This window comes from Bradyrhizobium sp. CCBAU 11361, assembly GCF_028128935.1.
Lineage (GTDB): Bacteria > Pseudomonadota > Alphaproteobacteria > Rhizobiales > Xanthobacteraceae > Bradyrhizobium > Bradyrhizobium niftali.
This window is the reverse complement of sequence record NZ_LBJZ01000023.1, coordinates 1-13,333: the sequence shown is the minus strand read 5'-3', so window position 1 is coordinate 13,333 and position 13,333 is coordinate 1. Positions and strand designations below refer to the sequence as shown.

Genomic DNA, 13,333 nt, shown 5'->3' with positions numbered 1-13,333 from the left:
CTCGACAATTATCGCCTCCCAGAGCGCAAGTCGCGCAAGCGCGGATCGAGCATGCCATAGAGCAGATCGATCGTGACATTGGTGGTGATCATGGCGGCGGCCACGACGAGCAGGATGCACTGGACGACAGCCAAATCACGACTCGCGACTGAGACGACGAGAAGGCTGCCAATGCCTGGCCACGAGAAAACGCTTTCAACGAGCACCGTTCCCGCGATGAGATTGCCAACCATGAAGCCGACGATGGTCAGCACCGCTATCGCGGCGTTGGGCAGGGCGTGGCCGGTCACGACGCTGAGCCAAGGCACGCCCTTGGCGCTGGCGGCACGAATAAAGGGCTGTCCAAGTACCTCGAGCATGGCGCTGCGGCTGAAGCGGGCCAAAACAGCTGCGCCGCCCAGACCGAGCGTGATGACAGGCAGCATCAAATGCTGCCAACCGCCGGCGCCGCCCGAGGGGAACCAGGGAAGCTCGACTGCGAAAACCAGTATCAACACGAGGCCAAGCACGAAGGATGGCACGGTGAAGCCCACGACGGCTACCATCATCACCAATCGATCCGCGATGCTATCCCGTTTGAGGGCCGCGTAGATGCCAGCCGGAATGCCGATCGACAGATTGAGGATCAATGCCGGCGCAGTCAGCATCAGCGTGACAGGAATGCGCTCGGCGACGACGGTGATCGCGGCACGCCCGTCACGCATGGATTGGCCGAGATCTCCATGAACGACCGCAAGGAGGTATCTGGCGTATTGCACCCAGAGCGGCGCATCGAGCCCCCAGGCCTTTCGGAAGGCCTCGACCGCTTCCGCAGGGGTTTCCGGCGACAACAACGCGCGGGCCGGATCGCCAGAGGCGCGCAGCACCACGAATGCGAATGTGACCACAACTCCGATGGTCAGCAACGCGCGTGCCACGCGGACCGCTATGAATCGAGCCATCGTGCCTCCTTGTCGAGTTCGGCACCATGATCGCCGATCAGATGGCATGCGACGCGGCGCCCGTCAGGGGTGGATCTGAGCTCTGGGGCAAACCGCGCGCAAAGTGGAAGAGCTACCGGACAGCGAGGATGAAATGCGCAGCCGCCCGGCCGGGCGGCAGGATCGGGCGGGTCTCCTTGAAGGATCGTGCGAGACCGATGTCTTCCCGGCCTGGGCACCGCGGAAACGAGTGCCCGCGAGTAAGGATGCAAAGGATCTAGAAGAACCGCCTCAGAGGCGCCTTCCTCGACGATGGCGCCAAGATACATCACAGCAATCCGGTCGCTGATCAGCCGGACTACTCGCAAATCATGGCTGATGAAGATCATCGCCATGTGCCGCCGCTCCTGCAGATCCCGCAGAAGATTGATCACTTGCGCCTGGATCGAGACGTCGAGCGCCGATACTGGCTCGTCGCAGACAATGAGATCTGGATCGGTCGCAAGCGCTCGGGCCAGGACAGCGCGCTGGCGTTGGCCGCCTGAAAGCTCGTGCGGATAGCGCCTGAGGTGATCGGTCCTGAGCCCCACATCCGCGAGAAGCGCATTGACCCGCCCCTCTCGTTCCAACTTGCTGCCAAGCCGATGAATTTCGAGCGGCTCGGCCATTTGCGCGCCGATCGTCAGGCGGGGATCGAGCGCAGCTAGCGGATCCTGAAACACCATTTGGATTCGCATCCTGAGCCGGCGCCATCGAATATCGCCCATAGCAGGCAAAGCTTCTCCGCCGAAGGTCACCGTGCCGGCATCCGGTCGGTCCAGGCCGATCAGGAGCCGGCCCGTAGTGGACTTACCGCAGCCGGATTCGCCAACCAGTCCCAGCGTTTCCCCGAGAGCCAGCCGCAGAGAGAGCCCATTGACTGCGTGGACCATCGCTGGACGCTGGAAGAGGCCCTGTCGCAAGCGATAACGGCGGACAAGCCCATCGGCTTGGAGGATCGGCGGAGCAGTCCCGGTCATGCAGCCACGACCTTGCCCGCGGGCGGTTCGGTGGTGACATGCAAGCAGGCAGCCCTGTGTCTGATGTCGCCATCCAGCGAGGCGAGCTCAATCGCCCATTCACTGCAGCGTCCGATCCGCCGATCGCAACGAGGGGCGAAAGGACAGCCTGGCGGAAAATCGGCTGCGTTTGGCACGACACCCGGAATGGCGAAGAGGCGTTGCCGCGGCGCATCCAGACTTGGAAGAGCCGCAAGAAGACCTCTCGTATATGGATGAGCAGGTCGGGCAAACAGACGGTAGGCGGGCAATTCTTCGACAATGTGGCCCCCGTAAAGGACCAGGACGCGTTCACAGATCTCGCTGACGACGCCGAGATCATGCGAGATCAGGACCAGCGCCATGCCTGTCTCGCGCTGGATCTGCCGCAGAAGCTCAAGGATCTGCGCTTGAATAGTGACATCCAAGGCGGTGGTAGGTTCATCAGCGATCAAGATGTCGGGCTGGCCGGCAAGAGCCATGGCGATCATGACGCGCTGGTTCTGCCCGCCGGATAATTCGTGCGGATAGGCGCCAAGCCGGCGCGCTGCATCGGGGATGCCGACCTGGTCGAGCAGACGTCGCGCTTCGGCAAGCGCCGTGCGGCGGTCCATGCTGCGATGGAGCCGCAGGGCTTCAGAGATCTGATCGCCCACCGTGTGAACAGGATTAAGCGCGCTCGCCGGGTCCTGGAAGATCATGGCGATCTGCCCGCCGCGCACCTTGTCGAGGCGAGAGGCTGGCGCATGGAGCAGCTCCTCTCCGGCCAGGCGTACGCTGCCCGTTATTTTTGCGCGCCGCGTCAACAGTCCGAGCGCAGCAAGCCATGTCACGGATTTGCCGCAACCGCTTTCGCCGACCATGCCCAGCGATTCGCCACGCCTGAGCGTGAGATCGATGCCGCGCAGCGTCGGCACACCGTCGAACGCGACACGCAAACCTGCGATCTGAAGAAACGACTCCGTGCGAGGTCCCTGCCCTTCCCGCATCATAGGGGCCGCATCAGCTCGGTTTGAACGCCGCCCTTGCCACGGCAGGGGCGAAACGATGCCACAGCGGCATCCTCGGGTGGTAACTCCGCCGACATTCGGCGATCGGCCGCACACATGCCTACCCCGCGGGCCCATTGCGCGACAGGTCTGCGCGCGCGCCTGGACCTGCCGGCATCGACAACGTCGGCAAAGGAGCATGAATGCTCCCCAAAGGAGATCGTACCATGCGCCTCGGAACGACCGATATTCGTGCAGCTTGCAAACATCGGCCGGACACCTCCGGCAGCCTTGACCTTGCGTCCAATCTCGAGGCGCTCCGTCACTGGCCGGCGCGCTATCAGATCGTCGGCGCAGATCGGAGCCACGCCACGATAAATGTGGCGCGGCGTCCGCGCCTCCCCGATGGCGCCATTGTTCGCTCGAATCGTCTTCGAGATTTTGAACAGGATCGCAAGATCGCCGGCGGCGAAATTGTCGTCAGACCAGGTCATCGCCAAGACACTCTGCCCGAGGGCTCGCCCCAAGGGCGGATTGCTATCGCACGATGGTCGATTCAAGGTGTGCGTCATCGCGATCAGGTCCGGATCAGAGCTCTGTTGGACGGGCCGAAATTGAGGTCGAGCGTTAGCCCCGGCAGCCACGGCACGTCGCGGCGCTTGCCATAGAACTGTCCCGATACGTGCAGGATCACGCAGGGTGGATCGATCTCGCTAATGATCTCGAGCATGCGAGCTATGATCGGCCGGCGCTGTTCGGCCTGGACAGTGTCCTGAAGCTTGGCGCCGAGCGAGAAATATTCCTCGTTCCTCCAGATGCCAATCGACCTCGGCAGGGTGCCGCTCGGACCGTATTCACGCCAGGGATGGCCGAGATGATCCAGAAAGAGTGCCGTATTAGACGTATCAAAGATGGCGCGCACCGGCTGGCGCTGAATTTGCGCGAAGTTTTCCATCATCTGGATCTTGACGTTCAGGCCAACCGCACGCCACATCTCGATCATGGTCTGCGCGCCAGAGACCTGATTGGGGTAGTAATTGTTGAGCAGGCGATAGGTGATCTGCTCTCCCTTGTAGCCCGCTTCGGCCAGCAGCTCCTTGGCTTTGTCGGGATCATAGGCAAGCGAGGGGAACTCGGGGATGTAGCCTTCGCCGTAGCTTGGCAACTGGTAACCGTTCGGAATCGGGAGCCGGTCCTCCCACAAGCTCTGCACGATCAGCTTGCGGTCGAGCGCAAGGCTGATCGCACGGCGAACACGCGTATCCTTCAATATGGGATCGGTCTGATCGAAGACGAGCGAGCGGATATTCTGCACGGCACCACCCACGACCTCGAGATCAGCACGCTTCTGGACGCCCGCAAACTGGTCCGGCGGAATGTCAGTGGCGATGTCGAGCTCGCTGGCGAGCAGGCCGTTCACGCGCGCGGAAAGTTCGGGAATGATGCGGTATTCGATGCCATCGAACGGCGGCCGCCCGCCCCAATACGCATCGTGGGCGGTCAACGAGACACGAATATCGAGCTTGTGATCGACGAGCTTGTAGGGACCGCTTCCGACAGGGGCTGTGGTCCAGCGCTCCCAGGAGCCTGCCGCCATGAAGGCGCGCTGGCTGACGATCTCCGATCCCCAAGCAGCCAGACGCTGCTCGAGGAGCGCGTCACCGCCCTTTGCATGCACAACGACGGTGTAAGGATCGACAATTTCGACCTTCTCGAGCCGATCAAGCGACTGAAGCGCCTCGGACATTCCGCTGCGTCCGGGTCCCAGCAGGTGGTCAGGACCAAGGCTAAAGGCAACATCTTCGGCCGTCAAAGGCGTTCCGTCATGGAAAGCCACTCCCTTGCGCAAGAACAGCCGCAGCGACTGCGCATTGATCCGCTCCCAACGCTCGGCCAAGCCGGGCCGTAGCGCCATGTCATGGGCGTGGTCGAACGTGATCAGCGTATCGAAAAGCTGCGGCATGATCCGGCGAATGGCAGTATCGGTCGCGATGACCGGGTCGAAGGATCGAGGAAATCCGGACATGCCGACCCGAAGGCGCCGACGAGTCAATGTCTTGGGCTCGCCCTCCGCAGCGCCGGCGCCTGTGCTGGCGAACACGCTTGCGGCAACGGCGCCTGCGATGGCTTGCCGTCTCGTCAGATCAATACGGGTCATCACCGCCTCCGGTTCCACTTCCATTGATACGAATGCCACGACCGTGAATTCTTAGATCGGCACAGACCTTGGCGGACCACCGAAATTGGGCGCTTGTGTCATTCAGGCATATTCGCGATTGTGCGCACCCTTAAAAACCTGAACTGCTACGGCGGAATGACGTTCATCGAATAAGTCGATGTAAGCTTGCGAACATGCGATGGTTCGGCGATCCTGGCGCAGGCTGATGAAGAGGGAGAGCCGAGACGCAAAGCACTGCGCGAGCGTCCAACAGAGCCGCACGAAGAAGCGATACAGTTATCGTAATCTTCGATGATTTTATCCAAAGCCGCGATCACCCGGTTGGTTTGGTCGTTCGCGTTCGGATAGATCCCCACGAAACCGGTCATTCGAACTCATAGGATATTGTGTCTTGTCTCTCGTTTCAGAACGGCTCAAGGTCGTCCGTCCCTCTCAAACCAAGGTCATGACGGCCCGCGCCGCCGAGCTGCGCGATCAGGGCGCCGATGTGATTACGCTCAGCCAGGGCGAGCCGGATTTCGACACGCCGCCCGCCATCTGTGAAGCTGGCATCCGGGCCATCCGCGACGGGCAGACGAAATACACTGCGGTTGCCGGAATCAAGCCACTGCGGGCAGCGATTCGCGGGAGCCTCCGTCGCGATCATGGGCTCGACTACGGTATAGACCAGATCACAGTGGGTTGCGGCGCCAAGCAGGTCGTGTTCAACGCACTATTCGCCAGTCTCGATCCGGGCGACGAGGTTGTGATCCCGACGCCATGCTGGGTCTCCTATCCCGACATGGTGGCCCTGGCCGGCGGCAAGCCGGTGCTCGTCGCCTGCGATGAACTCCATGGCTTCAAGCTGCGCTCAGAGGCGTTGAAGAAGGCGATCACGCCACGCACCAAATGGTTGATGCTGAATTCGCCATGCAATCCGACCGGTGCGGTCTACAGCCGAAGTGATTTGCTCGCGCTCGCCGCGGTGTTGCGCGAGCATGCCCATGTGCACGTGCTATCCGACGACATCTATGAAAAGCTCGCCTATGACGCCGACTTCGCAACGATGGCTGCAGTCGCGCCGGACCTCTACGAGCGCACCTTAACAGTCAACGGCGTGTCCAAGGCAGACGCAATGACGGGCTGGCGCGTCGGTTACGGTGCAGGACCTCTGGCGCTGATCAAAGCCATGAACCTCATCCAAGGCCAGACCTCCTCGCACACCAGCTCGATTTCTCAATATGCCGCGCTCGAGGCACTGTCAGGGAGCCGGGACCATATCAAAGAGTTCGCGCGCGCATTTTTGGAGCGCCGCGACCTTGTTGTCGCCAAGCTGAATCAGACCAAGGGGCTTGCTTGCCGTGTGCCGGACGGCGCATTTTATGTTTTCCCCTCCTGCGCGGGTGTCATCGGCAAGCGCACGCCGGACGGCAAGGTGATCGAAAGCGACACCGATTTCGCCATGTATTTGCTCGACGCTTTCGCCGTGGCTGTCGTGCCCGGCAGCGGCTTCATGGCCTCGCCCTATATCCGGATTTCCTATGCTTCCTCGCTTGAGGAGCTCACCCGGGCTTGCGACCGTATCATCGCAGCCTGCGCGACCCTGTCCTGAAAGATCTTCTGATGTCCCCTGCCAAAAGCCTGCGCGCCCGCATGGCCGAGACTGGCCTGGTCCACATCATGGCCGCCCACAGCCCGTTTTCAGCGATTCTCGCGGAGGAAGCCGGATTTGACGGACTGTGGGCGTCCGGCTTCGAGCTGTCTGCGCTTTATGGGCTGCCGGACATGAGCCTGATTTCGATGACACAGCATCTCGACATGCTGCGGGCGATCGCCGGACGCACGAGGCTGCCGATCGTCGCCGATATCGATACCGGCTATGGCAACGCTATCAATGTCATCCACGCTATCACGGAATATGAGCGGGCCGGCGCCAGCGCCGTTGTCATCGAGGACAAGACTTTTCCAAAGGTGACGAGCCTTGTTGCCGATGGCCGTCAGGACCTGTTGCGCATTGAAGAATTCCAGGGAAAGATCGAGGCTGCCATCACGGCCAGATCGGATCCGGATTTCCTCGTCATCGCCCGCACCGAAGCCTTGATCGCCAGCCTCGGTGAAGCGGAGGCCCTGCGTCGGGCGCACGCTTATGCGGAGGCTGGCGCGGACATGATCCTGATCCATTCGAAAAGGGCGAATCCTTCCGAAATCGAAAGCTTTTCGCGCGCCTGGACCGGATCGGTGCCGCTGGTGATCGTACCAAACGCCTACCCTGACCTCGACGCCAAGCGGGTCAAAACGCTGGGCAATGTTTGCATGATGATCTATGGCAATTACGGCATCCGTGCTGCTGCAACCGCCATGCAGGAGACCTTCCGCCGGATCATCGCTGACGGCGGCGTCCAGAACGTCTACAAGGATATTCTGCCGGTGGATGAGATTTTCAGAATCCAGAATATGCACGAGGTTAAGGCGGCTGAAGCTCGCTTCCTTCGCTGAACGCTGCGATTGATACCTACTGTCGGGATTTTTGAGACGGCACTCAGCAACGAGCCCTGCCCGGGCGCAATCCCGGACGGTGTTGAGAGGTAGCGGGCTTGTTATCTAGACGGCCCTCGATGTCAACTGCGACATCAGCGATCGGCCCCCCTTTGCCGACACCTGGAGATCCCCCTCTTAAAAAAGCCGTCGACAGCAATCGAATTTCGCGAGCTAGACCCACGAAACCGTACCGAGAAGGCAGCTTTTGTGCGCGAGATATCGTTTATTCGCGGTAATCCGGCAATACACATCGAATAATGTGATGGAGCATTCATTTCTGGCAAGGACCCGCCGTGACAATCAGCGGGCAGTCCAGAAGCTACCGGAGCAGAAGATGGCTACCGAACACGATGACGTGCCTCTCAATGCTATCCGGGCGTTTGTGACTATTGCGCGCGAGGGAAGCGTAACGCGTGCTGCGACCACATTGGGAACGACACAGAGCTCGGTCAGCCGCTATTTGGCTGTACTACAAGACTACTTTGGCACGGATCTTGTGCAACGGCGAGGCCGGCGGAGCGAATTGACAGAATTCGGAAGGCTCTTCGCGAACGCAGTTGCCGAACCGCTTGATACAGTGTGTTTCACCGCGAAGAGAATGCGGCGTAGGAATCGAACGGACGCTAATCGGATCGTGGTCCGCACGTCTCTTTCCACCTTCGCATACTCCTTTCTGATTCCGAATCTCCAAGCGTTCTCTGCTGAGATGGGCGGCGTAGTCGTCGACGTGATCAGTTCATTGTCTCCGCCGAGATCCTCCGACAATTTTGACATCTTGCTTACTCGCGATCTTTGTGTCGTTGAACCGGCCGACGATTGGGCGATCCACAACGAGACGCTCGTATGCGTAGGCTCTCCAAATCACGTCATGGGAAAAACGCTCTCAACTGCCCGTTCAATGCCAATTCTGAACATCACGTCGCGACCCGACATACTGCCCACATGGCTCAGGGCCATGAACCTGACCGCAAAGGACATCAAGTCGGGGGCGCGGTACGATCATAATTACCTTGCTTTCCCGGCCGTCATAACCGGAAAATGCCTGCTGGTGGCGCCTGAAATCATTGTCAGCGATCTCGTGCGTACAGGGGCGCTCCATGTGATACCAGGATCGCGCACTTCAAGCGGCATGCAGTATCGGGCCTATGCGGTGGACCGAAGTGACAATCCCGAAGTCGCTCGTGCCTTTTGCCGATGGGTCGCCCGGCTCTGTAAAAAGGCCGCAATTCCGGAAGCCGCCTGACACCGTATTCGGTGATAAACAGAAGTTCGATCGATGCTTCGGATAATGCGAGCGCGTCCATTTGCACATGCAGACCGTTCCGGATCGACGGCGAGGCTCTTTTTTTTTGGCGAGCACCGCGGCCAAATCGCAGTCAAGAACACGAACCTGCGCCCCGCCAGAACCCTTTCCGCCTTCAAACCGGCGGACTACAATCGTCTTGTGAGATATCCGGGCCGCACCATCAACCAAAAGCTCAGGACCCCTCGCCCCTGTCTTTGCGGTTACGACGGAGCAATGCGCGATAGCCGCCTCGCATGAGACGCAGCCCCGTCCGGACCAGGCGAATGGTCCGGCTGCGCAGGTCGTGCGTTTTCCAGCCGCGATCGGGAATACGATGCTTGCCAAACAGGCCTTGCGCGATTTCGCGATAGCTGTTTCCTTCCAGAGACCCATCGACTGCACGCAAGGCGAGGATGAGCCGACGACGGGTCAAGATCGGCAGCGCCAGAGGGGGTGGTCCGAGGGGCCGCCGTTCGAGCGCCAGCCAAAATCGATGTGCTGCCCGCAAGCGAGCCTCGAAATTGCGGTCGAGCGGCAGGTCGACGGCAACCGATGAGCCGCTCGGTGGAAGTGCTGGTAGCCACAGGCGATGCTTCGCTCCTCCGAGGGCGACGATGGCGTGCCATCCATCGGGCGCATGGCGAAGCTCGCTGCCCGCTAGTTTGCTGAAATCCAGGTCGTACCGTTTGGACGCCGCCGAGCGAACAGCGGCGCGCACAGGCAGCACGGTCGGCAGCACTTCAGGCGCCCAGAAAATGGCTTGTTGATCGAACGTCTTTTGCGGATCAGCTGCGAAAAGACAGCCCCCACTGCCGTCGGAATTGGTGCGCCATTGCGCTGGATCGTTTGCTGGCGGCCAGGGCCATATAGTCCCGTTGGTACTCGCAATTACGGCGCAGCCATTCCCAGGCTATGTCCTCAGCTTCTGTTTTCTTGGCGTCAGGATAGGCTTTCTTTGATTTCCAGTCAGCACCTGGCATCGTACCACTTTCCCCGTATGTTCTTAACGCACATGCAAGGAATTGCAGCCCGACAACTGTGACGATTTGTGGTTGTATAAATGCAGATATTCGCTATCAATGCAGTTACGAGATGGGACGATCTAATTTTGCGATCGGACATCAACAGAAGTGACGTCCGTTTCAAACGCATTCATTCCTCACTCTTCGGCCAACCGCGCTGCAGGAGATGCCGAAAGCCCTGACGCGCCGCCCATTTGGCGCGAGCCAGATGACTCTCGAAAGTACGGCGGGCGCGATCCGGATCCAGGGTGGGATCAATACCAAGCACAATGCGCACGACCTCGCGCCAATCAGCGTTATCGGCCTCGGCATCCAGGAGACGCATATAGGTGACGGCATGTTGCTCGTCGTACGGCGTGAGCTGGGGCGCGTTAGGCGCGGAATCTGCGACCTTGGGATCGGGCGGCACGGCCTGAAAATCCTACCAGATTGAGAAGCATCGACTTAAGCGAGGGTAGCCGTATTCAGAGCCTCTTCGTAGAGAACCGATTGTCGCGGTCTGCGCAAAATTCCATGCCGAAGTCAATTAATGGCTGGCAGCGGTTATTCCGGTCGTTCTCTTCGATTTCGCTCGCTCCGCCCACCGCCAGAATACATTTGATCGCAGTCCGTTACGCTCAGGGCGCGATCAGCAGAACTGCCGTCCTGCGTGCGGCGCCGTCGGCCCGAATCGAGAGGTCGACATCGGATGCTGCTCGTCATAACTCGTCAGCATTGGCTCACCCGTCGCGACATCGCGATCCAATACCAGCTCTTCATTTAGGTTACGCGCGGACTCTGCTCATCTGCATTCTGGGCGAAACCTAGCGCAATAGTATGGTTATAGCCAGTGGTTTGATGGCCGTCGGAATGGCTGCGTTAGCGCATGAAAGCTCGTGCGCTTGTTGCCTGGAATGTGCGCCGGATCCGCGTCGATCGCGGTATTTCTCAAGAGCGATTGGCGTACGATGCGCGGATTGACCGCTCCTATATGGGCGGTATCGAGCAGCAATCGGAGAACCCGACAATCGATATTCTCGACCGTATCGCGGCAACGCTTGACGTTCATGTGTCTGAATTTTTCACCCAGCCACCCAAAGGTGCGGTGCCGCCAAAGACCGTGCGTAAGGGTCGCAAGCCGGCGCGTTCACGTCGCAAAACGAAATAGCACTCCTCCCTGGAGAGCTGTTTCTGACAGGCGGAGTCGTGGCGACAGTTCTGCTTGAGTTGATGGCGTAAGTTGCCCGAAGCAGAGAACTTTCACGCAGAATAATTCTTCGGAGCTTGCGGCTTACAACATTATTAGCGATTTGATCGTGGTCGGCCTACCCCGTTGTGGTTCCGCTGCTCGAATTCGCAGGGACTCAGGCCAACTCCCTCGAGTCCCAATTATCGGACGGGCATTTTTGCAAGAAGCGTTTAAAACGCGGGTCGGCGGAGCGAGCATTCATCGGGAAGTTGTACGCCACCGGATTTCTTCCGGAGGTCTGGGTACCCGATCAGCGCACTATGGCCCTGCGACGGCAAGTTGCGCACCGTACGCAGCTCGTGCGTCAGCGGGTACGCTTGAAGAACCTCATTCAGTCGATCCTTCACGCCCACCTCATTCCGCCCTGTCCACACCTCAACCTCGTAGGGATCAGCGGTCGCAGGTGGATCGCCGCCCAGATTGTACCTGCCGACGAGCGTGCCGCAATCGAGCGGCACCTGGCGCAGATCGACCTGATCCAGGGTTCGTTGAAGGAGGTCGAGGCGGATATCGCGCGTGAAGCGATGTCCGATCCGATCATTCGGCGGCTGATGACGCTCCCGGGTGTGGACATGACGGTGGCTTCGGGCGTGGCCGCGGCCGTCGGCGACATTCGGCGCTTTGCCGATCCGACCAGGCTGGTGAGCTACCTGGGGCTAAACCCGAGCGTAAGGCAGACTGGCGAGGGCTCCGCCTACCATGGCAGGATCACCAAGCAGGGCCGCGGCCAAGCTCGCGGAATGCTCGTCGAAGCAGCATGGGCTGTAGCCCGTTCGCCGGGACCGCTGCGTGCATTCTTCCAGCGCGTGGCTTCACGACGCGGCAAGCACATCGCGGCAGTCGCGACGGCGCGGAAGCTGGCGATGATCATCTGGCATATGCTGACCAAGAGCACTGACTACATCTGGACCAGGCCGGCCCTGCTGGCGCGCAAGTTCCGGAGCATCGAACTGCGCGCTGGATTACCCACCAGCCATGCCAAGCGTGGATCGGCCTATGATTAAAACATCCCCGCGAAGAGGGCTGAGGAACGAGCACGCGTGGAATCCGCCGAGAAGGAGTACACGAGGTTCACGTCCCGGTGGCGGGCAAAGCCACGATCCCGACACAGCAAGGCTTCCGCGACATAGGGCTTGTCTACAACATCCGTGTCGGTTGGCTTGCCCGGCCCTGAGAAGTCCAGCGTAACACCGCGCTGATAGGCTCACAGATCGAGCTCGCGCGACACGAACTCGCTGCCTTGATCGAGACGGATCGTTGCCGGGAATCCCACTTCCTTGCAGGCCCTTTCCAACACCTCCACGACATCGGTGCCGCGGAAGGTGAGCCGTGGCGCCAGCGCCTGCGAGAAGCGGGAGAAGGTATCGATGATCGTAAGGACGCGCAGCTTGTGCCCGCTCGCCAACTGATCATGGACGAAGTCCATCGCCCAGGTCTCGTTCGATCGCGTCGCCGGCCTGCGATCATCGCGCAGCTTGGCCTTGACCCGGCGCTTCGGCGTTTTGTTGCGTAGTTGCAGGCCCAATTCGCGATAGATCCGCCGCGTCTTGATCTGGCCATGGCGCCAGCCTTCACGACGCAGCAGCACGTGAACACGACGATAACCGTAGCGGATACGAACATGGCAGATCTCCTTGATCTTCTGTTCGAGGGCAGCCTGGCCGGTGCGACGGGACTTGTAGTGGTAGGTTGACCGGTCGAACTCGAGAGCTTCGCAGGCCTTCGTCGCCTGGCTGATCCCGGCTTTGCGGCAGATCTTCGCCAGGTCCGCGACCAAACCTGTCGCCGTCAACGTGCGCGGCGGCAGCTTTCAACGGTCCCATGATCGAGGCGGAAACGCCACGGCTGCATCCGGGGTAACAGGATTATCGACGGTTCGGGATTTGGGGGGGCGTGCGTTGCGTATTGAATTGTTTGCCGCAGAGTTGCGCTGGCGTTCATCGATCGAGACCGCTCGACACTCAAGCCTCCGCTCCAGATCCGCCAATCCTGCCTTACATTCGGCGACAACCGATTGGGCGCGAAGCAGCTTGACCTTGAGCTCGTCCTGTTGCCTGAGTATGTTCTCAATATCCCAATCGTTCTGCATTAGCTCATTGACCATCTGCAAGCCCCGATGCAAGGCCGACACCTAGCTTCAAGAGCGCAGGCTCTGC

The 13,333-nt window shown here is 60.2% G+C and carries 14 protein-coding genes and 1 pseudogene; 5 read left to right on the top strand and 10 right to left on the bottom strand.

What is annotated here, in order from left to right; all coding sequences use genetic code 11:
* Positions 1-8: 8 nt before the first annotated feature.
* The 6 genes from XI08_RS07590 to XI08_RS07565 form a co-directional block, all read right to left on the bottom strand.
* Entirely contained in the window at positions 9-941 is a 933-nt protein-coding gene (locus XI08_RS07590) for an ABC transporter permease (RefSeq protein WP_271573966.1), read from the bottom strand.
* Positions 926-1,939, bottom strand: a complete 1,014-nt coding sequence (locus XI08_RS07585; protein WP_271573965.1) for an ABC transporter ATP-binding protein — start codon at positions 1,937-1,939, stop codon at positions 926-928. The genes XI08_RS07590 and XI08_RS07585 overlap by 16 nt, the downstream gene beginning before the upstream one ends.
* Positions 1,936-2,946: an ABC transporter ATP-binding protein gene (locus XI08_RS07580; protein WP_271574003.1), complete on the bottom strand. Its 1,011-nt coding sequence runs from the start codon at positions 2,944-2,946 to the stop codon at positions 1,936-1,938. Before XI08_RS07580 ends, XI08_RS07585 begins: the two co-directional genes overlap by 4 nt.
* The gene (locus tag XI08_RS07575) at positions 2,946-3,446 is read right to left on the bottom strand and encodes a hypothetical protein (RefSeq protein ID WP_271573964.1); all 501 of its coding nucleotides are present in this window, start codon (positions 3,444-3,446) and stop codon (positions 2,946-2,948) included. The genes XI08_RS07580 and XI08_RS07575 overlap by 1 nt, the downstream gene beginning before the upstream one ends.
* A gap of 77 nt (positions 3,447-3,523) precedes the next feature.
* Positions 3,524-5,122, bottom strand: a complete 1,599-nt coding sequence (locus XI08_RS07570) for an ABC transporter substrate-binding protein (RefSeq protein WP_271573963.1) — start codon at positions 5,120-5,122, stop codon at positions 3,524-3,526.
* A 128-nt stretch (positions 5,123-5,250) separates the two neighbouring features.
* A complete protein-coding gene (locus XI08_RS07565; RefSeq protein WP_271573962.1) occupies positions 5,251-5,493 on the bottom strand; it encodes a hypothetical protein in 243 nt (80 codons plus the stop codon).
* Positions 5,494-5,516: 23 nt separating this feature from the next.
* On the opposite strand from XI08_RS07565, the gene XI08_RS07560 reads away from it, so the two are divergent.
* The 3 genes from XI08_RS07560 to XI08_RS07550 all read left to right on the top strand — a co-directional run bounded on the left by XI08_RS07560 (position 5,517) and on the right by XI08_RS07550 (position 8,885).
* Positions 5,517-6,716, top strand: a complete 1,200-nt coding sequence (locus XI08_RS07560; RefSeq protein WP_271573961.1) for a pyridoxal phosphate-dependent aminotransferase — start codon at positions 5,517-5,519, stop codon at positions 6,714-6,716.
* 11 nt (positions 6,717-6,727) lie between these two features.
* Positions 6,728-7,600: an isocitrate lyase/phosphoenolpyruvate mutase family protein gene (locus XI08_RS07555; RefSeq protein ID WP_271573960.1), complete on the top strand. Its 873-nt coding sequence runs from the start codon at positions 6,728-6,730 to the stop codon at positions 7,598-7,600.
* A 376-nt stretch (positions 7,601-7,976) separates the two neighbouring features.
* The gene (locus XI08_RS07550; protein WP_271573959.1) at positions 7,977-8,885 is read left to right on the top strand and encodes a LysR family transcriptional regulator; all 909 of its coding nucleotides are present in this window, start codon (positions 7,977-7,979) and stop codon (positions 8,883-8,885) included.
* A 235-nt stretch (positions 8,886-9,120) separates the two neighbouring features.
* Here the strand turns inward: XI08_RS07550 and XI08_RS07545 are convergent, their stop codons facing one another.
* From XI08_RS07545 to XI08_RS07540, 3 genes are all read right to left on the bottom strand, one after another.
* On the bottom strand, positions 9,121-9,666 hold the full coding sequence (locus tag XI08_RS07545) for a DUF2285 domain-containing protein (RefSeq protein ID WP_333927146.1): 546 nt from the start codon (positions 9,664-9,666) through the stop codon (positions 9,121-9,123).
* A 46-nt stretch (positions 9,667-9,712) separates the two neighbouring features.
* On the bottom strand, positions 9,713-9,907 hold the full coding sequence (locus XI08_RS46175) for a transcriptional regulator domain-containing protein (RefSeq protein ID WP_442869775.1): 195 nt from the start codon (positions 9,905-9,907) through the stop codon (positions 9,713-9,715).
* Positions 9,908-10,079: 172 nt separating this feature from the next.
* Positions 10,080-10,358, bottom strand: a complete 279-nt coding sequence (locus XI08_RS07540) for a DNA -binding domain-containing protein (RefSeq protein ID WP_271573958.1) — start codon at positions 10,356-10,358, stop codon at positions 10,080-10,082.
* 456 nt (positions 10,359-10,814) lie between these two features.
* Between XI08_RS07540 and XI08_RS07535 the strand changes: the two genes are divergently transcribed.
* On the top strand, positions 10,815-11,096 hold the full coding sequence (locus tag XI08_RS07535; RefSeq protein ID WP_271573957.1) for a helix-turn-helix domain-containing protein: 282 nt from the start codon (positions 10,815-10,817) through the stop codon (positions 11,094-11,096).
* Between the two features lie 167 nt (positions 11,097-11,263).
* On the top strand, positions 11,264-12,181 hold the full coding sequence (locus XI08_RS07530) for an IS110 family transposase (RefSeq protein WP_442869774.1): 918 nt from the start codon (positions 11,264-11,266) through the stop codon (positions 12,179-12,181).
* A 131-nt stretch (positions 12,182-12,312) separates the two neighbouring features.
* Here XI08_RS07530 and XI08_RS07525 read toward each other — a convergent pair.
* Positions 12,313-12,900 (bottom strand): annotated as a pseudogene (locus XI08_RS07525) (DDE-type integrase/transposase/recombinase); the annotation flags it as partial.
* Positions 12,901-13,333 lie beyond the last annotated feature (433 nt).